This window comes from Pseudomonas sp. SIMBA_041 (assembly GCF_046535095.1).
Classification (GTDB): domain Bacteria; phylum Pseudomonadota; class Gammaproteobacteria; order Pseudomonadales; family Pseudomonadaceae; genus Aquipseudomonas; species Aquipseudomonas mucoides.
The window spans coordinates 497772-519098 of sequence record NZ_JAWRXJ010000002.1; the positions used below are offsets into that span (position 1 = coordinate 497772).

17 protein-coding genes, 2 tRNA genes and 1 pseudogene are annotated in these 21327 nt (G+C 59.0%); 13 read left to right on the top strand and 7 right to left on the bottom strand.

Annotated features, from left to right (window positions below; all coding sequences use genetic code 11):
* Window positions 1-2 precede the first annotated feature (2 nt).
* The 4 genes from SB725_RS06020 to pdeM all read left to right on the top strand — a co-directional run bounded on the left by SB725_RS06020 (window position 3) and on the right by pdeM (window position 5200).
* Window positions 3-1121 (top strand): succinylglutamate desuccinylase/aspartoacylase family protein, encoded by a 1119-nt coding sequence (locus SB725_RS06020; protein WP_410921430.1) that lies wholly within the window; start codon window positions 3-5, stop codon window positions 1119-1121.
* Between the two features lie 13 nt (window positions 1122-1134).
* Window positions 1135-1899, top strand: a complete 765-nt coding sequence (locus tag SB725_RS06025) for an ABC transporter ATP-binding protein (RefSeq protein ID WP_027925665.1) — start codon at window positions 1135-1137, stop codon at window positions 1897-1899.
* Window positions 1900-2057: 158 nt separating this feature from the next.
* The gene (locus tag SB725_RS06030; protein ID WP_410921431.1) at window positions 2058-4544 is read left to right on the top strand and encodes a ligase-associated DNA damage response DEXH box helicase; all 2487 of its coding nucleotides are present in this window, start codon (window positions 2058-2060) and stop codon (window positions 4542-4544) included.
* The gene (gene pdeM, locus SB725_RS06035; RefSeq protein ID WP_410921432.1) at window positions 4544-5200 is read left to right on the top strand and encodes a ligase-associated DNA damage response endonuclease PdeM; all 657 of its coding nucleotides are present in this window, start codon (window positions 4544-4546) and stop codon (window positions 5198-5200) included. The genes SB725_RS06030 and pdeM overlap by 1 nt, the downstream gene beginning before the upstream one ends.
* 47 nt (window positions 5201-5247) lie before the next feature.
* Here the strand turns inward: pdeM and SB725_RS06040 are convergent, their stop codons facing one another.
* Both SB725_RS06040 and dcd read right to left on the bottom strand, forming a co-directional pair.
* Entirely contained in the window at window positions 5248-5457 is a 210-nt protein-coding gene (locus SB725_RS06040; RefSeq protein WP_007947208.1) for a hypothetical protein, read from the bottom strand.
* Window positions 5458-5564: 107 nt separating this feature from the next.
* The gene (dcd, locus tag SB725_RS06045; RefSeq protein ID WP_007904652.1) at window positions 5565-6131 is read right to left on the bottom strand and encodes a dCTP deaminase; all 567 of its coding nucleotides are present in this window, start codon (window positions 6129-6131) and stop codon (window positions 5565-5567) included.
* A gap of 355 nt (window positions 6132-6486) precedes the next feature.
* On the opposite strand from dcd, the gene SB725_RS06050 reads away from it, so the two are divergent.
* The gene (locus SB725_RS06050) at window positions 6487-6696 is read left to right on the top strand and encodes a cold-shock protein (RefSeq protein ID WP_002554837.1); all 210 of its coding nucleotides are present in this window, start codon (window positions 6487-6489) and stop codon (window positions 6694-6696) included.
* Between the two features lie 115 nt (window positions 6697-6811).
* Here the strand turns inward: SB725_RS06050 and SB725_RS06055 are convergent.
* A pseudogene (locus SB725_RS06055) lies at window positions 6812-7818 on the bottom strand (DUF481 domain-containing protein).
* Window positions 7819-7982: 164 nt separating this feature from the next.
* Between SB725_RS06055 and SB725_RS06060 the strand changes: the two are divergent.
* From SB725_RS06060 to SB725_RS06075, 4 genes are all read left to right on the top strand, one after another.
* Entirely contained in the window at window positions 7983-8336 is a 354-nt protein-coding gene (locus tag SB725_RS06060; RefSeq protein ID WP_027925669.1) for an MGMT family protein, read from the top strand.
* 44 nt (window positions 8337-8380) lie between these two features.
* A complete protein-coding gene (locus tag SB725_RS06065) occupies window positions 8381-9940 on the top strand; it encodes an AmpG family muropeptide MFS transporter (protein ID WP_059181527.1) in 1560 nt (519 codons plus the stop codon).
* A 130-nt stretch (window positions 9941-10070) separates the two neighbouring features.
* On the top strand, window positions 10071-11786 hold the full coding sequence (locus tag SB725_RS06070) for a proline--tRNA ligase (protein ID WP_027925671.1): 1716 nt from the start codon (window positions 10071-10073) through the stop codon (window positions 11784-11786).
* A gap of 17 nt (window positions 11787-11803) precedes the next feature.
* On the top strand, window positions 11804-12757 hold the full coding sequence (locus tag SB725_RS06075; protein ID WP_027925672.1) for a hypothetical protein: 954 nt from the start codon (window positions 11804-11806) through the stop codon (window positions 12755-12757).
* 102 nt (window positions 12758-12859) lie between these two features.
* On the opposite strand, the gene dinB is transcribed toward SB725_RS06075, so the two are convergent.
* Complete coding sequence (gene dinB, locus SB725_RS06080; protein ID WP_410921433.1) at window positions 12860-13921, bottom strand: DNA polymerase IV; 1062 nt, start codon at window positions 13919-13921, stop codon at window positions 12860-12862.
* Between the two features lie 300 nt (window positions 13922-14221).
* On the opposite strand from dinB, the gene SB725_RS06085 reads away from it, so the two are divergent.
* The 4 genes from SB725_RS06085 (at window position 14222) to SB725_RS06100 (ending at window position 18827) form a co-directional block, all read left to right on the top strand.
* Window positions 14222-14298: transfer RNA gene (locus SB725_RS06085), tRNA-Met, on the top strand.
* A 233-nt stretch (window positions 14299-14531) separates the two neighbouring features.
* Window positions 14532-14608, top strand: a tRNA-Met gene (locus SB725_RS06090).
* A gap of 278 nt (window positions 14609-14886) precedes the next feature.
* A complete protein-coding gene (mprF, locus tag SB725_RS06095) occupies window positions 14887-17529 on the top strand; it encodes a bifunctional lysylphosphatidylglycerol flippase/synthetase MprF (RefSeq protein ID WP_059181528.1) in 2643 nt (880 codons plus the stop codon).
* Complete coding sequence (locus SB725_RS06100; RefSeq protein ID WP_059181529.1) at window positions 17529-18827, top strand: virulence factor family protein; 1299 nt, start codon at window positions 17529-17531, stop codon at window positions 18825-18827. The genes mprF and SB725_RS06100 overlap by 1 nt, the downstream gene beginning before the upstream one ends.
* 83 nt (window positions 18828-18910) lie before the next feature.
* Here SB725_RS06100 and SB725_RS06105 read toward each other — a convergent pair whose 3' ends face one another.
* From SB725_RS06105 to SB725_RS06115, 3 genes are read right to left on the bottom strand one after another with little or no spacing between them, the layout of a single operon-like run.
* The gene (locus SB725_RS06105) at window positions 18911-19582 is read right to left on the bottom strand and encodes a PP2C family protein-serine/threonine phosphatase (protein WP_410921434.1); all 672 of its coding nucleotides are present in this window, start codon (window positions 19580-19582) and stop codon (window positions 18911-18913) included.
* The gene (locus SB725_RS06110) at window positions 19579-20277 is read right to left on the bottom strand and encodes a hypothetical protein (protein WP_410921435.1); all 699 of its coding nucleotides are present in this window, start codon (window positions 20275-20277) and stop codon (window positions 19579-19581) included. Before SB725_RS06110 ends, SB725_RS06105 begins: the two co-directional genes overlap by 4 nt.
* A gap of 1 nt (window position 20278) precedes the next feature.
* Window positions 20279-21046, bottom strand: coding sequence for a MarR family transcriptional regulator (locus SB725_RS06115; protein WP_410921436.1), 768 nt, complete (start codon window positions 21044-21046; stop codon window positions 20279-20281).
* Window positions 21047-21327 lie beyond the last annotated feature (281 nt).

Genomic DNA, 21327 nt, shown 5'->3' on the forward strand with positions numbered 1-21327 from the left:
ACATGCGCCACCAGATTCATGACCTGCTGGCCCCGCTGCCGGGGACTGCACGACAGATTCACAGTTTTCATTACGGCCCCACGTTGGCCCAAGGCAAGATCTACATCCAGTCGTCCCTGCACGCCGACGAAATGCCCGGCATGCTCGTGGCCTGGCACCTCAAGCAACGCCTGGCGGAGCTTGAAGCCAGTGGCCGCCTGCGCAGCGAAATCGTGCTGGTTCCCGTGGCCAACCCGGTGGGCCTGGAGCAAGTGTTGATGGATGTGCCGCTGGGCCGTTACGAGCTCGAAAGCGGGCAGAACTTCAACCGCTGGTTCGTCGATGTCAGCGAAGCGGTCGGCAACGAGATCGAAGCCCAACTCGGTGACGATCCGCAGCGCAACCTCGGGCTGATTCGCGACAGTTTGCGCAACGCCCTCGCCCGGCAAACCGCCAGCACCCAACTGCAATCCCAGCGCCTGACCCTGCAACGGCTGGCCTGCGACGCGGACATGGTGCTGGACCTGCATTGCGATTTCGAAGCCGTCGCGCACCTTTACACCACGCCCGAAGCCTGGCCGCAGGTCGAGCCGCTGGCGCGCTACATCGGTGCCGAGGCGAGTTTGCTGGCCACGGATTCCGGCGGCCAATCGTTCGATGAGTGTTTCACCCTGCTCTGGTGGCAGTTGAAGGAGCGCTTCGGCGAACGCTTCGACATTCCGCTGGGCAGTTTTTCGGTAACCGTCGAATTGCGCGGCCAGGGTGACGTCAATCATCCGCTGGCCAGCCTCGATTGCCAGGCCCTGATCGATTACCTGATTCACTTCGGTGCCATCGCCGGCGAACCGGCGCCACTGCCCGAACTGCCCTACCCGGCCACGCCGCTGGCCGGCGTCGAACCTGTGGAAACGCCGGTCGGTGGTTTGCTGGTGTTCACCGCACTGCCGGGGGAATACCTCGAAGCCGGGCAATTGATCGCCGAAATCATTGACCCGATCAACGATCGCGTCACCCCCGTTCATTGCACCGCCGCCGGGTTGATGTACGCCCGCTCGCTACGGCGCATGGCCACTGCTGGCATGGTGATCGCGCATGTCGCGGGCGCCGAAGCCTATCGCAGCGGCTACCTACTTTCGCCTTGAGGATGTCTGCCCCATGTACAAACTGACCATCGAAGGCCTGCATAAAAGCTACGGCGATCATCAAGTCCTCAAAGGCGTTTCGCTCAAGGCCAACACCGGCGACGTGATCAGCCTGATCGGCGCCAGCGGCTCGGGTAAAAGTACCTTTCTGCGTTGCATCAACTTTCTCGAACAGCCCAACGACGGCGCGATGAGCCTGGACGGCCAGAATATCCGCATGATCAAGGATCGCCACGGCATGCACGTGGCCGATGCCAATGAACTGCAACGAATCCGCACTCGCCTGGCCATGGTGTTCCAGCACTTCAACCTGTGGAGCCACATGACCGTACTGGAAAACATCACCATGGCCCCGCGCCGGGTGTTGGGTTGCAGCAAGGAAGAGGCCGAAGACCGCGCGCGGCGTTATCTGGACAAGGTTGGCCTGGCCGCGCGCGTCGCTGACCAGTACCCGGCGTTCCTGTCCGGTGGTCAGCAGCAACGAGTCGCGATTGCTCGCGCATTGGCCATGGAACCGGAAGTCATGCTATTTGACGAACCGACCTCGGCGCTCGACCCGGAACTGGTGGGTGAAGTACTGCGCGTGATCCAGGGCCTGGCCGAAGAAGGCCGGACCATGATAATGGTGACGCACGAAATGAGCTTCGCCCGCAAAGTCTCGAGCCAGGTGCTGTTCCTGCACCAGGGGCTGGTGGAAGAAGAAGGCGCGCCGGACGACGTGCTGGGCAATCCGAAGAGCGAACGGCTAAAGCAGTTTCTCAGCGGCAACCTCAAGTAATCCATACCTTCCTGCAGGAGCAAAGCTTGCTCGCGATGGCATCCTTGAGACCGCCATCGCCGGCAAGCCGTGCTCCTGCAGGATCGCGTTGTTTCATTAAACCTTTCCCCCCCCCGCACGGTCACTGAAAGAAGACTTTCAGAGCGCACACCGCCGGTATGGGAACCTCCCCCGACTACGCAAAACACTGGTTCACCGCCCGCGGATGGAAGCCGTTCGTCTTTCAGAAACAGGTGTGGGCCGCGGTTAAACGCGGCGAGTCCGGATTGCTGCATGCCAGCACCGGTGCCGGCAAAACCTATGCAGTCTGGTTTGCGGCGCTCAATCGCTTTGCCGCGTCTGTCACAGCCGTTGAAACCTCTCGTAAACGAAAACCGATCGCCCAACCTCTGACAGTCCTGTGGATAACCCCCATGCGCGCATTGGCGGCCGACACCGCTCGCGCCCTGGAAACGCCACTGGTCGACTTACAGATTTCATGGAGCGTCGGCCTGCGCACCGGCGATACCAACAGCAGCGAACGGGCACGACAGAGCCGGCGCCTGCCCACCACCCTGATCACCACGCCTGAAAGCCTGACCCTGATGCTCGCCCGCGCCGATGCGCAAACGGCGCTGGCAACCCTGCGCATGGTGGTGGTCGACGAATGGCACGAGTTGCTGGGCAACAAGCGCGGCGTGCAATTGCAACTGGCCCTGGCCCGACTGCGCCGATGGAATCCGGCACTGATCGTGTGGGGTGTTTCCGCGACGTTGGGTAATCAGGCTCACGCTGAAGAGGTACTTATCCCACAAGGGGGCGGCATCAGTGTTCAGGGCCAGACGTCCAAGGCGCTGCTCGTCGATACCTTGTTGCCGCCCGCCATCGAGCGATTTCCGTGGGCCGGGCATATCGGTTTGAAGATGTTGCCGCAGGTTGTCGCAGAGCTGGAATCCAGCCCCAGCAGCCTTGTGTTCACCAACACCCGCGCCCAATCCGAGATCTGGTATCAGGCCTTGCTGGAAGCACGCCCCGACTGGGCCGGGCTGATCGCCTTGCATCACAGTTCACTGTCGCGCGATACCCGTGACTGGATCGAGCGAGCATTGAAGGAAGGTCAACTTAAAGCGGTGGTTTGCACCTCGAGTCTGGACTTGGGTGTGGATTTCTTACCGGTGGAGCGGGTGCTGCAGATCGGCTCGGCCAAAGGCGTGGCGCGGCTGATGCAGCGGGCCGGCCGTTCCGGGCATGCGCCGGGACGGACTTCACGGGTGACGCTGGTGCCGACGCACAGCCTGGAACTGATCGAAGCGGCTGCGGCACAAGACGCCGTGGCACAACGACACATCGAGCCCCGCGAATCACCGCATAAACCGCTGGATGTGCTGGTTCAGCACTTGGTCAGCATGGCGCTGGGCGGTGGGTTTCTGCCCGATGAGCTGTATGAAGAAGTACGCGGGGCCTGGGCGTATCGCGACCTCACTGTCGCGAATTGGACCTGGGCGCTGGCGTTCGTACGCCACGGTGGGCTTTCTCTGACAGCCTATCCGGACTACCGCCGGGTGGAACCGGATGAGCACGGCGTGTGGCGCGTGCCCGATGCGCGACTGGCGCGGCGACATCGCATGAGCATCGGCACCATCGTCAGCGATGCGAGTATCCAACTGAGGTTCTGGAGCAAGGGCGGCGGCGGCAAACAATTGGGCAGTGTCGAGGAAGGGTTCATCGCGCGATTGAAACCGGGCGACGGTTTTCTGTTTGCCGGGCGCCTGCTCGAATTGGTCCGGGTGGAAAACATGACCGCTTATGTCAAACGCAGCACCGCGAAAAAAGCCGCGGTGCCGCGCTGGAATGGCGGACGGATGCCGCTTTCCAATGAGCTGGCGCAAGCGGTGGTCGAGCGTTTCAGTGCGGCGGCGCAGGGCGAATGTGTCGGCCCGGAAATGCGCGCATTGCGACCTCTCTTAGAGGTACAGCAACGCTGGTCTGGTTTGCCGACGTCGACAACATTGCTGGCCGAAGCCCTCAAGTCTCGCGAAGGCTGGCATCTGTTCCTGTATCCCTTTGCCGGGCGCCAGGTGCATCTGGGGCTGGCGAGTTTTTTGGCGTGGCGCGTGAGTCAGCAGCAGGCGGTAACGTTTTCCATCGCGGTGAATGATTATGGGCTGGAGTTGCTCAGTGCCACGCCTGTGGACTGGCCGCAAGTGTTGAGTCCCGGACTGTTGAGCCCCGAGCACCTGCTGGAAGACGTGCTCGCCAGTCTGAACGCTGGAGAACTGGCGCTTCGCCGTTTTCGGGAAATCGCGCGGATCGCCGGGCTGGTGTTTGCCGGCTATCCGGGCGCACCGAAAAGTACACGTCAGGTTCAGGCGTCGAGCGGGTTGTTCTTTGAAGTGTTTAAACAGTACGACGCCGGGAATCTGTTACTGGCGCAGGCCGGGGAAGAAGTCCTGCGGGAAGAACTGGATATCCAGCGCCTGGAACAGACGCTGGAGCGTATCAACCGTCTGCAACTGGACCTGCATCAGCTCAAACGCCCTACACCGCTGGGGTTTCCGCTGTTGGTTGAGCGCATGCGCGAAAGCATGAGCTCGGAAAAACTCGCAGACCGTATCCGACGCATGGTCACCGATCTTGAGAAAACCGCCGAAACCGGGAAAACCTGATGAGCACGCCCTACCCCGTTCGACTGGCCGGTGAAGACCTGTGGCTGCTGCCGGAAAAAGCCATTTACTGGCCAGCGCAACACGCCCTGCTCATTGCCGATGTGCATTTTGGTAAAGCAGCGGCGTATCGCAGCCTTGGCCAACCGGTGCCTCATGGCACGACCGCCAGTAATATCGCGGTGCTTGACAGCTTGCTGGCTGCCTTGCCCTGCCGCCAACTGATGTTTCTCGGGGACTTTCTTCACGGGCCCGGCTCTCATGCAGCGGCCACGTTGAGCGCGCTGGCCGAATGGCGGGCTCGGCATGCTGATTTGCCGATGACGCTGATTCGCGGCAACCACGACAAACGAGCGGGCGATCCACCTGCCTCGCTGAACATCCGGATAGTGCCTGAGCCGTTGCTACTGGGGCCGTTCGCCTTGCAGCATGAACCCGCCCCTCATCCTGATCGCCACGTGCTTGCCGGGCACGTCCATCCCGTTTATCGATTAAGAGGCAAAGGTCGGCAAAGTTTGCGGCTGGCGTGTTTCAGGCTGGGAGAAGCCGTCAGCCTGCTACCGGCCTTTGGGGCATTTACCGGTGGGTATCAGGTCGAGCGGGATGACCATTGCAGGATCTTTGTGCTCGGCGACAACGAAATATGGCCAGTCAGCTGAAGTCTTCAAGGACATCAGCTGACTGGCCATTCATTTTCAACAGCAGATCATGCGACAGGCGCGGGAGGTGGTTCATCCGGCAAGGTCGGTTCACCGGGTTCCGTAGGCTGCTCGTTTGGAGTATCGGGGTCGGGTTGACCGGGGATGCCCCCCGCCATGCTGACGGGTGGATGTGCCAACAAGGACCAGGCCAAAACGCCAATCTGATTGGGCTCAAGCCTTGCCAGTTCGGCACTTATTCGAGGATCGATCTTCATAAAGCACTCCTGAGCGAAGGCCCCGTCCGCTGTGCGCGAACCGGGCAGTACACCCAATAGAGTGTCTACCCGCTCAAGAATTCCCGCTGATTGGCCAGATGAACGGATCAGGTGCGCGGCAGAGTCACTCCACGTTGCCCCTGATACTTGCCGCCACGGTCCTTATAGGAGACTTCGCACTCTTCGTCAGACTCAAGGAACAGCATCTGCGCCACACCTTCGTTCGCGTAGATTTTTGCCGGCAGATTGGTGGTGTTGGAAAACTCCAGGGTCACGTGACCTTCCCACTCGGGCTCGAGCGGGGTGACGTTGACGATGATGCCGCAGCGCGCGTAGGTGCTTTTACCCAGGCAAATGGTCAATACATTGCGCGGAATGCGGAAGTATTCGACGGTGCTGGCCAGGGCGAAGGAGTTAGGCGGAATGATGCAGACGTCACTGTGGATATCGACGAAGCTGCCCGCATCGAAGTTTTTCGGGTCGACGATCGCCGAATTGATGTTGGTAAACACCTTGAAGTGATTGGTGCAACGCACATCGTAGCCGTAGCTGGACACGCCGTAGGAGATCACACGGCTATCGTCGCTGCCGCGCACCTGGCGCTCAACGAAAGGTTCGATCATCCCGTGCTCTTGCGCCATGCGGCGAATCCACTTGTCCGATTTGATGCTCATGGCGGGTGTCCTGAATAGCGAGGTGGAAAAAATTCTGTCCGGCATCTTACCGGGCGCGCGCTCCGGGTTCAAAGTGTGGGGCACAATTCTCGACGATGCCCCATGAATTCAGGGCCTTTGCGTCAAACCAATGGACCGTCAGTCCTGAAAACAGAGAAACCTTCGCAAGAAGCATTGGCACGTCCCGGAAAAAGGGTTAAGGTGGCGCCACTGTGCTGCTTGTGTCACTGAGAATCTCTACACGATATGTTGAATTTCGATCCAACCATCTACAAGAATTTTTCCTGCTCTTTGCACTCAGTCTCGGCCAGGGTTCTTCCTGAGTCGCAGTTATCTTTGTTCAAGGAGTTACACCATGTCTAATCGCCAAACCGGTACCGTTAAGTGGTTCAACGATGAAAAAGGCTTCGGCTTCATCACTCCACAATCCGGTGACGACCTGTTCGTTCACTTCAAAGCTATCCAATCCGACGGCTTCAAAAGCCTGAAAGAAGGCCAACAGGTTTCTTTCATCGCTACCCGCGGTCAGAAAGGCATGCAAGCTGAAGAAGTTCAAGTTATCTAACTTGTACTTGCTTTAGTAAAAAGCCCCGCCCTTAAAAGCGGGGCTTTTTTGTGCCTGTGTGTTTTTGCAGGCAAAAAAAATCGCAGCCCCCAGGCTGCGATTTTTCTTTGACGCCTTACCAGGCCACGCCAAACCCTGCGGTGTAGCGCGTCTTGTCCAGATCAGATTCATCGTACCGCTGATGATATCCCGCTCCGCCTTCAGGTTAAGCGAAGCCCATTCGGTTACCTTGTAGCGCAAGCCAATTTCTGAATCCAGCGCGTAATCGGCCACGCCCGACAACGGCTTGCCAATCTCCCCATTGGTGAAGAACTCCACCTTCTTGCCAATCAGGTAGCGGTTGTAATCCCACTTCATCGCCAGGGAATAGAAGTTTTCCTTGCTGCCGTCGGTGAACTCGTAGTCCGTACGGTTGACCAGCGAGCCCAGGGAGAATGCGCCCAATTCGTTGTCCCAGAACTGGTAGCCCGGACCGGTACCGACGGTGCGCTGACGGGACAGGTCTTCGACTTTGTCGCGCTTATAAACAGCCCGACCCTGCCAAAACCATTTTTCGGTGAGGAAGCGGTCGAGGGAGTATTCAGCCCGCCAGTTGTCTGTGGTCACCACGCCATCCTGGAATTCGCGGTTGTACTCGCCTTCTGCGATATGCCGCCATTTACCGTGGCGCGCCGTGGTCTTGAAGTCGATGTCGTAGTCGTCGGTGTCATTTTCCGCCCGCTGGTAATCCAGCGCGGCGTCGATATTGCCCTTCCACACCAGATCTTCCACGACCGGCTTGGGTTTGAGGATCTGCTGGATACTGGCCAACTCGACCGTCTTCGGTGCCTCGCCGTTTTGCAGCGTCACCTTGCCGTCATCGGCCGCATGCAGCGACTTGGTCTTCTCGCCGGTGTAGGCATCCTGCTTGACCAGCAACTCCTGATCACTCTCCAGGGTTTTGACCTGCTTCCAGTCGATCGGGACCGCACCGGCGTACTCGGTTTGAATCAGCAATTTGCCGCCATCGAACAGCGTGATCTTGCCGCTCAGCTTGTCACCGTTCTTCAACCAGACGGTATCAGCGAGCAAAGGTGAGGAGGCACTGGCAACAGCGAGGCACAGCAAGGTTCTGGACAACATAAGCAAGGACAGGCTCAAGATTGCGAAAAAAAGTCGGCATTATCCTCAGGAATAAGGCCCTAGCAAGGACTGACCCGACTATTTCTATTGAGTTCATTTCTCAATCAGTGATCCACGACTTACTCTACAGACGGCAAAGCGAACTTTTTCAGGAACCACCGGACGTGACCGACCCAACCGCTGATACCGAAAGCCCGGCGCAAATCCGACGCACGGCGCTGTACCTGACCCTGGCACAAGTGCCCGAGGGCAAAGTGGTGAGCTATGGTCAATTGGCAGAGCTGGCCGGACTCGGTCGCGCCGCTCGCTGGGTCGGACGCACACTGAGCCAATTGCCGGGTGACACGAAACTGCCTTGGCACCGGGTGCTGGGGGCCGGTGGTCGGATCAGCCTGCCGGTGGGCAGCCCTTCAGGGGATGAGCAGCGCGCGCGATTACGTGCTGAAGGCATCAGTGTCCTGAATAATCGTGTTGATATTCAGCGCCATGGCTGGCGTCCGGTAGAGCACAGCGGTTAGAGTGCGCCCTTTGTTTCCGTATTTCTTGAGGCAGACTCCAGCCCATGCCCCGTAAAACCTGGCGCGCCGCGCTCGCCGCCTATGCCAGCCCCTCGACGCTCGTGTTGTTGTTGCTTGGTTTCGCCGCCGGCCTGCCCTACATGCTGGTGTTTTCAACGCTTTCCGTCTGGCTTCGCGAGGCCGGTGTAGCCCGCGAAACCATTGGTTATGCAAGCCTGATCGGCTTGGCCTACGCCTTTAAATGGGTGTGGTCCCCGTTGCTGGACCAATGGCGCCTGCCATTTCTCGGCAAGCTGGGGCGTCGACGCTCGTGGCTGGTGCTATCGCAGTCGCTGGTGATCCTCGGTCTGATCGGCATGGGGTTTTGCGACCCACAAAAACATTTGTCCTGGTTGATCGCTATTGCCGTGGTCGTTGCCTTCGCTTCGGCGACGCAAGACATCGCTGTAGACGCCTATCGCCTGGAAATCGCCGAAGACAGTCGCCAGGCCGCCCTCGCCGCCAGCTATATGTCCGGCTATCGAATCGCCGCGTTGCTGGCGACCGCCGGCGCCCTGTTCTTCGCCGAGGGTTTCGGCTCCACCGGCTTCAACTATCAGCATTCGGCCTGGGCCGGCACCTACGTGCTGTTCGGCGCCCTGATGATCCCGGCGTTGCTCACCTCGATATTCATGCGCGAACCGCCCGTGCCACTGCGCACCCAGCTTCAGGCCGGCCGCTACAGCTTTGTGCATCAACTGGCGTCGGTGTTCGTGCTGATCGTGCTGTTGGTGTCCGTGCCCGCCATGTTCACCCAGCTCTATAACACCGACTTCGCCAGCGTGCTGTTCGGCGGCGTCAGCCTGCTCGATCTGGTCCTCGAAGACCGGGCGCTGCTACGGGCGATTCTCTACACCACGCTGACCGCCCTGTGCCTGTCGACCATAGGTCGCCGCGGTCTGGCGCCCGTGCTGACGCCGGTCAACGACTTCATTACGCGCTACCGCTGGCAAGCGTTCCTGCTGCTCGGCTTGATCGCCACCTACCGGATGTCCGACACGGTCATGGGCGTCATGGCTAACGTGTTCTATATCGATCAGGGCTTCACCAAAGATCAGATTGCCGGTGTCAGCAAGATCTTCGGTTTGATCATGACGCTGGTCGGCGCTGGCATGGGCGGCCTGTTGATCGTGCGCTTTGGCATTCTGCCGATTCTGCTGATCGGCGGCATTACATCGGCCGGCACCAACTTGTTGTTCCTGATGCTCGCCGACATGGGCGCCAACCTGAACATGCTGATCGTCACCATTTCCCTGGACAACTTCAGTTCCGGCCTGGCGACCTCGGCGTTCGTCGCCTACCTGTCGAGCCTGACCAACCTCAAGTTCTCCGCCACCCAGTACGCCCTGCTCAGTTCAATCATGCTGCTGTTGCCACGCCTGATCGGCGGGTACTCAGGGGTCATGGTCGAGAAGTTCGGCTACCACAATTTCTTCCTGATCACTGCCCTGCTCGGTGTTCCGACACTGCTGCTGATCGCCCTGCACTGGTACCAGGAAAGCCGTCGCGCAGGTCCGACACCGACACCGGAACCGGTGCCGACCCAGATCGTGGAAGAATCGTAGGAAGCATCACAAAGGGCGGCATGAATCCCGCCCTCGTGCCACACCACCGACCGCACGCCTGTACGCCAGCGGATCTCGCCCGTACAATGCTCCGTCATTTCTCGTCATCAGCAACCGACAACGGCCAACCATGCGCACCAGTCAATTTTTGCTCGCCACACAGAAAGAAACGCCTTCCGACGCGGTCGTGATCAGCCACCAGCTGATGCTGCGCGCCGGCATGATCCGCAAACTCGCCTCGGGCCTCTACACCTGGCTACCGATGGGCTTGCGAGTGATGCGCAAGGTCGAAGCCGTCGTTCGTGAAGAAATGAACGCCGCGGGCTCTCTCGAAGTGTTGATGCCGAGCACACAACCGGCTGAGCTGTGGCAGGAATCCGGTCGCTGGGAAGAATACGGCCCTGAATTGCTGCGCTTCAAGGATCGCCACGGTCGCGATTTCTGCGCCGGCCCGACCCACGAAGAAGTCATCACCGACCTGATGCGCAACGAGTTGAGCAGCTACAAACAGCTGCCGATCAACCTGTACCAGATCCAGACCAAATTCCGTGATGAGATCCGTCCACGCTTCGGTTTGATGCGCGGCCGTGAATTCATCATGAAGGACGCCTACTCGTTCCACGCGGACCAGCCTTCGCTGCAGGTCACTTACGACCGCATGCACCAGGCGTACTGCAACGTGTTCACCCGTCTGGGCCTGAAGTTCCGCCCTGTAGAAGCCGACAACGGCTCCATCGGCGGTGCCGGCTCCCACGAGTTCCACGTTCTGGCTGAATCCGGCGAAGACGACATCGTCTTCAGCAACGGTTCCGACTACGCGGCGAACATCGAGAAAGCCGAAGCCGTGCCGCGTGAAACTTCTCGTCCAGCACCGGCCGAAGAACTGCGCCTGGTCGATACACCTGACACCAAGACCATTGCCGCGCTGGTGGAAAAATTCAATCTGCCGATCGAAAAGACCATCAAGACCCTGGTCGTTCACGCAGAAGAGAAAGGCAAGCTGATTGCCCTGATCATCCGTGGCGACCATGAGCTGAACGAAATCAAGGCCGCCAACCAGCCAGGCGTTGCCAGCCCACTGGTGATGGCGTCCGAAAGCGAACTGCGCGACGCCATTGGCGCCGGCGCCGGTTCTCTCGGCCCGCTGAACCTGCCACTGCCAATCATCATCGACCGCTCCGTCGAGCTGATGAGCGACTTCGGCATCGGTGCCAACATCGACGACAAGCACTACTTCGGCGTGAACTGGGAGCGTGATCTGCCGGTTCCGACCGTTGCCGACCTGCGCAACGTAGTCGCCGGCGACCCAAGCCCGGATGGCAAGGGCACCCTGGAAATCAAGCGCGGCATCGAAGTCGGGCACATCTTCCAGCTGGGCAACAAGTACAGCAAAGCGATGAAGTGCGAAGTGCTGGGCGAGAACGGCAAGCCGGTTACCCTGGAAATGGGTTGCTACGGCATCGGCGTTTCCCGCGTGGTCGCGGCGGCCATTGAGCAGAATAACGACGCCAACGGCATCATCTGGAGCGACACGCTTGCGCCGTTCCAGGTTGCCTTGGTGCCATTGCGCTACGAAACCGAACAGGTTCGCGAAGCCACTGACAAGCTGTACGCAGAACTGACGGCTGCCGGCTTCGAAGTCCTGCTGGACGACCGCGACAAGAAAACCAGCCCGGGCATCAAGTTTGCGGACATGGAGCTGATCGGCATTCCTCACCGGATCGTGGTCAGTGACCGCGGCCTCGCCGAAGGCAATCTGGAATACAAAAGCCGCACCGAACCTGAAGCGCAAGCGCTGCCGGTCGCTGACGTGCTGTCTTTCCTCCAGGCCCGTATCCGCCGCTGACACCAGATAGAGAAGTCATGTTCAAGCGAAACACCTTAGGCCTCGGTGGTGCCGCCCTGTGCGGCACCCTGCTGGTCAGCGGCTGCGCCAATCACATGTCGCAACGCAGCGAGCACGAGGAACGTGTCGAGCGCAAACTGCTCGATCACAGCCTGCAGATCGATGTCGGCGAGCCCAAGGTGCTTGATCTGCCGCAACGTCGGGTGAAAATCCACGAGCAGAAGACCTTCGAAGTCACCGAATTTGAAGTCACGCGCCACTACGATCGCTACACGCCTTACCAACCCTGGCGGGAGGTCTACGAGGTCCCGCTGGGCGCAGTGGCCGTCGTGGCCGGTGTCGGTGCGAACGTGGTTAACGTTTTTGCCCTCGGCAATCTGCCCGACAGCGTGACCAAGGATTGGCTGAGCTACGGTTTCGCCGGGCTCAACCCGTTCATGAACGTGCAATCCCACGGTCGTGCGCAGCAAAACCTGGCCGGTATCGACGAGGTTCAGCGCGACAAACGCACCGAATACTCGAGCCTGCCCTGGAGTGAGCGTCCGGTGGAGGTCAAGGCCGGCAAGGAAACCTTCGAGCTGAGCACCGACAAAAACGGCGTTCTGCGCCTGAATCTGCTGGACAGCCCGTTCGCCGAACATGACATCAATCATCTGACCCGCCTGCTGATCAGCGTCGAAGATGGGCAGGACGATGTGCATACCGACTCATCCCTGGCGGTCAGCAGCTCTTTGCGCGGCAAGTTGCTCGAAGCCCACGGGCTGATTTATGACGACCTTGAAGACGACGAAGTGAGCCAGTGGGTACACCGGGTCAAGCGCCTTTCAGACCTGGGTCTTGAAGAAGAAGCCAGCGAACTGGAACAAAGCCTGATCGAACTGACGCGCAATGATCCTGAGTTGCAGACTGAATTTCTCAAGTCGTTGACCAAGGATGCAGGGCGTTTGGTAGCGGATCCGGGACCGAACTAAAAGCATCACGAGCAAACTCGCTCCCACACTGGATCTATGCAACACCGTAGATCCTTGCGGGAGCGAACTTGCTCGCGATGAGGCCCTCAATTCACCACCAAACTATCGCTCAAACAACTCCATCTGCTCAAACCCGCCCCGCAAATCCTCAAGCCTGACCCCAACCCCCAACAACCGCACCGGTTTCCCGCCGCGATTGAACGCCTGGGTCAGTAAAAGCTGATAACTCCCCAAATCCCGCCCTGCCCCGGCCTGCTCCAGCGTGGTCTGGGTAAAGTCGTGGAATTTCACTTTGACGAACGGCTTGCCCGGCCGATAGCTGCTATCGATTCGCGCCATGCGCCCCGCCAGGGTTTCCAGCAGTTCGGGCAATTTATCCAGGCAGCTCACCAGGTCCGGCAAGTCTACGTCGTAGGTGTTTTCAACACTGATCGACTGCCGCCGACTGTCGTTGTGGACCAAACGGTCATCTATCCCACGGGCCAGACTCCAGAGTCGCTCACCAAAGCTGCCGAATTCGCGCACCAACGCCAATTTGTCCCACTCGCGTAAATGCGAGCAATCGACGATGCCGAGCCTGCCCAGCTTATCGGCCGTGACTTTACCCACGCCGTGGAGTTTGCTGACTGGCAAGCCGCTGACAAAGTCTTCCACTTGATCCGGCGTGATGACGAACAGCCCGTTGGGTTTTTTCCAGTCACTGGCGATTTTGGCCAGAAACTTGTTCGGTGCCACACCGGCCGACACGGTGATATGCAATTGATTGGACACCCGCCGACGGATGTCCTGGGCGATACGTGTCGCGCTGCCACCGAAATACGCACTGTCCGACACGTCGAGGTAGGCCTCATCGAGGGACAGCGGTTCGATCATGTCGGTGTAGTCGCGAAAGATCGTGTGAATTTCCTTCGACGCTTCTCTATAGGCGTCCATGCGCGGCTTGACGATGGTCAGGTCCGGGCACAGCTTCAACGCATGCCCGGAAGACATGGCTGAACGCACGCCATAGGCGCGCGCCTCATAGTTACAGGTCGCAATCACTCCCCGCCGATCCGCCGAACCACCCACTGCCAACGGTTTGCCGGCCAGGCGCGGGTCGTCACGCATCTCGATGGCTGCGTAAAAGCAGTCACAATCGACGTGGATGATTTTTCGCTGGGTCATATAAAAGCGCAGTTCATGACGGAGAAAGGGCGTGTTGGCGTGTCGGATAAGCAGTATCTCACTCGCACCTGTATATAGCACCAGTAGTCTGAATGTTCTTTTTCACACGTAGGAAAGGACCCAGTGCATTTATTTTATCAATCGACTGAGAGCAGCCAATAGAGCTGCAAGCCTTGCCGGGCGTGCCTTTCAGCCGTTACCCAGGTCTTGAATGCAAGCTAAGCGGTTGAACAGGAACAGGTTTTTCCATAATTTGAGGTTGACACCCCGGCGATCCTCTGTAGAATGCCGACACACAGACGCGGGATGGAGCAGTCTGGTAGCTCGTCGGGCTCATAACCCGAAGGTCGTCGGTTCAAATCCGGCTCCCGCAACCAAACATCAAAAAAGGCTACTCGAAAGAGTGGCCTTTTTTGTGCGCGCCTGTTTTGTAGGTGTGAGCGAAGAAATGGCGCCTTTAGATGATCGTGGCCAGAAATGAGAAATCGTTCTGATTCCGAAACTTAGGTCTCCCCTGCAACCGTTCGCCCGCTCATTTGCGCTTATTTGACCTATATCTGGATTAACGGTTGACACCCCGCCGTTCGCCTGTAGAATGCCGCCACACAGACGCGGGATGGAGCAGTCTGGTAGCTCGTCGGGCTCATAACCCGAAGGTCGTCGGTTCAAATCCGGCTCCCGCAACCAAACATCAAAAAAGGCTACTCGAAAGAGTGGCCTTTTTTGTATCTGCAGAAAAAGTCCTTTCGCAACAATGATCTGTCACAGTGTCGTGAAGCGTCAGGGATCATCAGGCAGCCGAGTTCAGACTATGCTGCAACTCAGGCAGCCCCCTCTACGACTCATGACAGGCCATCGCCGCAAACCGGTGAGAGGCGTTAATATTCGTGATTATTTTTTTCTACAGGGATTGGTAACTTGGCTCGATACCTCCATCCTGTCGCGCACAATCCAAGAGGTGATTGATGCGCGCCAACTCGTCTGATCCACAAGACACCGTCACAGCGACACAACCGATCAAGGCCGGGCGTTTGCACCTGCTCGATCTGATCAGCAAATACCGTCAGCCCATTGGCCTGGCGGTCACGCTGCTGTTGTTCGCGATCGCGCTGATTGCCTGTCGTCATCTGTTGAGCGAACTCGACCTGTACGCTTTGCATGACTCGATCCTGGAAGTCCCGAAACCGGCCCTGCTCGGCGCACTGGGTGCGACCATCGTCGGCTTCATCATTCTGTTGGGTTACGAATGGTCGGCCAGCCGCTATGCGGGTGTAACGCTGCCGCCGCGAATCCTTGCACTTGGTGGCTTCACGGCCTTTGCCATCGGCAACGCCATTGGCCTTTCCATGCTCTCGGGGGGCTCGGTTCGCTACCGTTTATATGCGCGTCATGGCCTGGGGGCTGGAGACGTCGCTCACATGACGTTGTTTGCCAGCCTGTCGCTCGGTTGCGCCCTGCCACCGCTGGCCGCGCTGGCAACCCTTAGTGACCTGCCGGCCGCCTCTACCGCCCTGGGTCTGTCCGAGACCTTGCTCGGCGTGATTGCCGCAGCTGTCCTGCTGCTCTTTAGTGTGCTGGCCATCGGCATCTACCGCCGCCGCCTGCCGGAACAGCCTTCACCGGATAACCTGCTGGTCAAAGTCGGTCGCCGCACCTTGCGCCTGCCCGGCCGCCGCCTGACCTTCCTGCAACTGATCATCACTGCCCTGGACGTGGCCGCCGCCGCGACCGTGCTCTATCTGTTGCTGCCAGAAGCGCCCCCCTTCGGCGCCTTTTTGTTGGTGTACTTGCTGGCATTGGCCGCGGGTGTGCTCAGCCACGTGCCGGGCGGTGTCGGCGTATTCGAAGCGATCCTGCTGGCCGCCTTCGCCGATTCACTCGGCGCAGCACCACTGGCCGCCGCCCTGCTGCTGTATCGACTGATTTATGTGGTGTTGCCTTTGCTGGTGGCCTGCATCTTCCTGCTGATTAATGAAGGCCAGCGCCTGTTTCAGTCGCGTCAGTCCCTGCGCGCGGCGTCCGGTCTCGCTGCTCCGATTCTGGCGGTGCTGGTGTTCCTGTCCGGCGTGGTGCTGCTGTTTTCCGGCGTGACCCCGGAAATCGATACCCGCCTGGAACACATCGGTTTCCTGATCCCGCATCGTCTGGTCGACGCCTCGCACTTCGGCGCCAGCCTGATCGGCGTGCTGTGCCTGTTGCTGGCTCAAGGCCTGCGCCGACGTTTGTCGGCCGCCTGGATGCTGACCACTATTTTGCTGCTGGTCGGCGCCCTGCTCTCCCTGCTCAAGGGTTTTGACTGGGAAGAAGCCTGCCTGATGACCCTCATCGCCAGCTTGCTGGGGGTTTTCCGTCGCTCGTTCTATCGCCCGAGCCGCCTCACCGAACTGCCGTTCTCGCCGTTGTATCTGGTGTCGAGCCTGTGCGTGCTGGGTGCCTCGATCTGGTTGCTGCTGTTTGCGTATCAGGACGTTCCATACAGCCACCAACTCTGGTGGCAGTTCACCCTCGATGCCGATGCGCCGCGTGGCTTGCGCTCGCTGCTGGGCGCCGCCGTGCTGCTGGTCGTGGTGTCCCTGACCTGGCTGCTGCGCACCGCCCGCCCGGTCATCCATTTGCCGACGCCGGATGAACTGGAGCGCGCGTCCAAGATCCTCATGGCTTCAGCCCAACCGGATGGCGGCCTCGCCCTGACCGGTGACAAGGCGCTGCTGTTCCACCCTGACGACGAGGCGTTTCTGATGTACGCCCGCCGCGGGCGCAGCCTGGTGGCGTTGTACGACCCGATCGGCCCGACCCAGCAACGGGCGGAAATGATCTGGCAGTTCCGCGACCTTTGCGACGTCCACCACGCCCGTCCTGTGTTCTATCAGGTGCGCGCCGAGAACCTGCCGTACTACATGGACATCGGCCTGACCGCGATCAAATTGGGCGAAGAAGCCCGAGTCGATCTGCATCGATTTGATCTCGAAGCCAAGGGCAAAGAGATGAAAGACCTGCGCTACACCTGGAACCGCGGTACCCGCGACGGGTTATCGCTGGAGATCTTTGAGCCGGGTCATGCGCCAATGGATGAGCTCAAGGTGATTTCCGATGCCTGGCTGACCGGCAAGAACGTGCGCGAGAAAGGCTTCTCGCTGGGCCGTTTCAGCGATGATTACCTCAAGCATTTCCGCATTGCGGTGATCCGCTTCGAAGGTCGCCCGGTAGCGTTCGCCAATTTGCTCGAGACTTATGGCCATGACCTGGCCAGCCTCGACCTGATGCGTGCGCACCCGGACGCGCCAAAACTGACCATGGAGTTCATGATGGTCGGCCTGATTCAACATTATAAAAATCATGGATACGCGCGCTTCAGCCTGGGCATGGTGCCGTTGTCGGGGTTGCAACCCCGTCGTGGTGCACCACTGACCCAGCGCCTGGGCTCGATGGTTTTCCGCCGTGGTGAGCAGCTCTACAACTTCCAAGGCTTGCGCCGCTTCAAAGACAAGTTCCAGCCTGACTGGGAACCCCGTTATATGGCCGTGCCCGCCGGACTCGATCCGCTGGTAGCCCTGGCCGACACTGCTGCCCTGATTGCGGGCGGCTTGACCGGATTGGTGAAACGCTGATGATTCAACGCTCCTTGCGGTACGTACTGGCCACACTGGTAGTGCTGGCCCTGATTCTCGGTGGCGGTTACTGGTACCTGAAACGTCCGGCACCGGCTCCGACGCTCGAACTGCTGACACCGGCTGATGGCGCGGCGATGACCCGTGTGATTCCCGGGACCACACCGAAAGCCCAGGTACTGGTGGCGGTCAATGAAGACCAGAAGCTCAGCGATCAGCAGTTGATGACCCTGAGCCGCTCCAGCTCGGCGCAGATTGTCCAGGTGATCCTGCCCAAAGACTGCCTGCTGCAAAGCCGGGCCCTGCAATCGGGCCTGAGAGAACTCAAAGGCCCGGCGACCCTGGTCAGCGGCATCGGCCCTGGCGCCGTGCTGGCGTGGCGCTGGTTGTCCGAACAAAAGAACGACAAGGCTCAGGCCGTTTCCGTTGACCTGGCCCTGGAAAAACCGGGTTGCACCCACCTGCTGCCGAAAAGCGCCGCCCACGGCCACTGGCTGGTGGCATGGAACGACAACCCGGACGACACCAGCGCCGGTTTCGTGCGCGATCAACCCAACGCCGAAACCAGCATCAGCGACTACGACATCAACCTGCCGCAAGTGCTGAACAACGAACTGCGCAAGATCCTCGTCGGTGGCGACAAAGCCGCCGGCGGCCTGCAGATCCCGGTTGTTGAAGTACCGGCCGGCCAGGCCAAGGACACTGTGACCCTGTTCCTGTCCGGTGACGGCGGCTGGCGTGACCTTGACCGTGACGTAGCGGGCGAAATGGCCAAGATCGGTTACCCGGTGGTCGGCATCGACACCCTGCGCTACTACTGGCAGCACAAGAGCCCGGAGCAAAGCGCCCTGGACCTCGCCGAACTGATGCAGCACTACCGGCAGAAATGGGGCACCAAGCGCTTCATCCTGACCGGTTACTCGTTCGGCGCTGACGTACTGCCAGCGATCTACAACCGCCTGGCCGAATCGGAACAACAGCGCGTCGACGCGATCATCCTGCTGGCCTTCGCCCGCACCGGCAGCTTCGAAATCGAAGTCGAAGGCTGGCTCGGCAACGCCGGCAAAGAAGCCGCCACCGGCCCGGAAATGGCCAAGCTGCCACCGGAAAAAGTGGTGTGCATCTACGGCGAAGAAGAAGTCGACGAAAGCGGCTGCACCGACAAGACCGCCGTGGGCGAAGCGATCAAACTGCCTGGCGGCCACCACTTCGACGAGAACTACCCGGCACTGGCCCAGCGCCTTGTGGACATCATCGTCAAGCGACAGGCCAAGGAAGACGCGACGGCGCAAGAGTGATCTGAGCGTCGCCACGAAAAAGCCCCCGCAGCTGTTTGGTTGCGGGGGCTTTTTTGCATGTGCAGACATGAAGCGCTTCCAGATTAAAGCTGAACATCTATCCACGTTACGTCATCTTCAACAGCGATAAAGTCGCTATCCGGTGCTGCCAACAAGCTGCTTTGCTGCGACTCCGTTAACTCCGCCCAGAAGCCATCAGTTACAAACACCAGCCGCTCACCGCCGGCCAATGGGTGAAAAACAAAGTCAGGGTCCGGAGCACGATTAGCCTTCAGGCATCGGGTTACCCGGTTTCGAGCAGGATCTTGCGCCAGCTCACGGTGCGAACGGTCGCGCCTCCAATTGGCCTTGCAGTGGGGCGGCGTAATCCACTCGATTGTGCCTGCCGATGTCACTACTCCGCACGAACAGTCACCCTCATACGCAAGCGTGAGCTTCCCATGAGCAGCGAAACCGATCAGGTAACACGTGGTCCCTGTCTGATCCGCAAACAAAATGGGGTGAAGCACCGCCAGCACTGAACAAAGCAACTGTTCAACAGCTTCGTGCTCGGTGATTTCGCCCCCTCGATCCATGTGTTTGGGGTAGGCCGCTAAAACACCTTTTACGAAGCATTCAGCCAGTTGGCCACTGCCGGGCTTCGACGTACCGTCCGTAATGACGAACAGCCCTCTGCCACCGTCGCAGAGAGCGCCAGCGGCGTCATGATTGGCTTTCCTGGTCCGTCCTGTCACCGATCTGGTGATGTATCTCATGCGTTGCTCAGGTCTTTCATGCGCATGTAAATGATTCGACCTCTATCCGGATTGGCCTGCACCGAGCCCGAACTTTCAATCACGTAGTCAATACCGCTGAGCCCTATGAGCTCTCGAATTCCAGACGTGATGAATCCCTTGAGCTCAGGCTCAGCCTGGCGAACCTCCTCCAAAAGCTCTGTACGACCATCAATCAAGATGAGGATATCTTCGACGTCTTTGTGGTAAGGATTGCCCCCACCGCGACCACTAAAAGCCTCTAGTTTCGTCGCAAGAAAGTAGGTCGGTTTAAATATCTGGATGACGGTACCGCTGGGTAACGTAAATTTATCGGCCCTCGCCAGCCCCTCTACGAACCAACGGTTGGCATATCCGAGAACAGCGGGGTCAGAAGGCATCACGTCAACAACGACGTCGTTGAAGCGGAAACGACAGTTGACTTCATCCTCACCGGTGATCTTGAAGTTCTTGTCTGCCAGCCGTTCTATGAGGTGTTGCCAGGCGCTAATGCCTGCCAGTTCGATCACCAAGTCAACATCATCGGTGAAACGAATATCGTCCAGCACAGCAGTATCAGTGACCAGCATGGCTGTGGTGCAGCCGCCGACAAAAGCAACCTCAGTGAGAAACGCCGCCCCCAAGCCGTCTGCAACAAATTCTATGAGCTCGTAGTTGTGATCAGCGTTTGATGACATGTTATTTCAGGCCCATCCCTGCTTTTAAAATGTTAATCGCGACACCACACTCTCGCGGACCACCAAGACGGATCGCATCAGCCAGCGCAAGATAGTGATAAAGGATCCTGTCCCGCTTCACCGCTTCCGGCACCGTCTTGTAGAGCGGCTCTATCGCCTGACCACGCTCGGTTCCGAGTGCATCAGGCCACACCGGAATCAACCCGCCAGCGCTCTTGATGCTTTTGGACAGCGCGGGGGCAGCGAAGCCTGTTGGAATCCCGCGAACCATCGCGCCCGGCTTCACGGGGAAAAAATATTTCAGAGCGTGCTCCGTAATTTTCAGCAGCTCTCGCCGATTAACTTTCGGGAGCCCGGTGTCGTAGTCATTGGAGAGCAATCCGGACTCACGGCATCTGGCTATGGCGTTTGAAACCTCGCTTTTGCTTAGCCCAAGAGACGCAGACAACGCACGCAACGAGTAGCCTTCACTCCAGTTCGCCAACGACGCAGACGGGACAGGCTCCGACCACCCTTCCCAGCCATCCTCATCAGCCAAGGATGAGTCGAACGCCTGGCGGTTGAATACAATTTCTTCACCCTCAGCGGGGTAGGTGACAAGCGACTGCTCCCCTCGCCCCCCTGCCGTCATTCGATTTATCTGCTGGGGCTTCAACAACTCCTCAACCGTGTTCGAATTCGACTCAGATTCCATCTTCCCAACGAGGTTTTCCTCTTGGGCGTGCAGGCTGGCCATTTTGAACAAAAGCAAAATGTCTTGACTCTTCATGAAGCCAGAAACTCCAAGTGTCCACATTCCATAAAACGTGGACACTTGTCTCATTGGAAATATTGAACCGTCAAGACCTTTCGATATTTGCATCAACGCGAAATCTCCCGCGACCTGTCAAATTCCTCACCGCGTTTAGTTTCGTTTACTTTGAGGTGTCGCAATATCGGATGACGCCCGCAGACCTTGTAGGCAAACTCCGAATCGTACGTTTGGGCACTTTGATGCCTTGTTGCGCTTTTCTTCGACGGGGTAGTCTCCGGACGTCGCTGAACATTCAG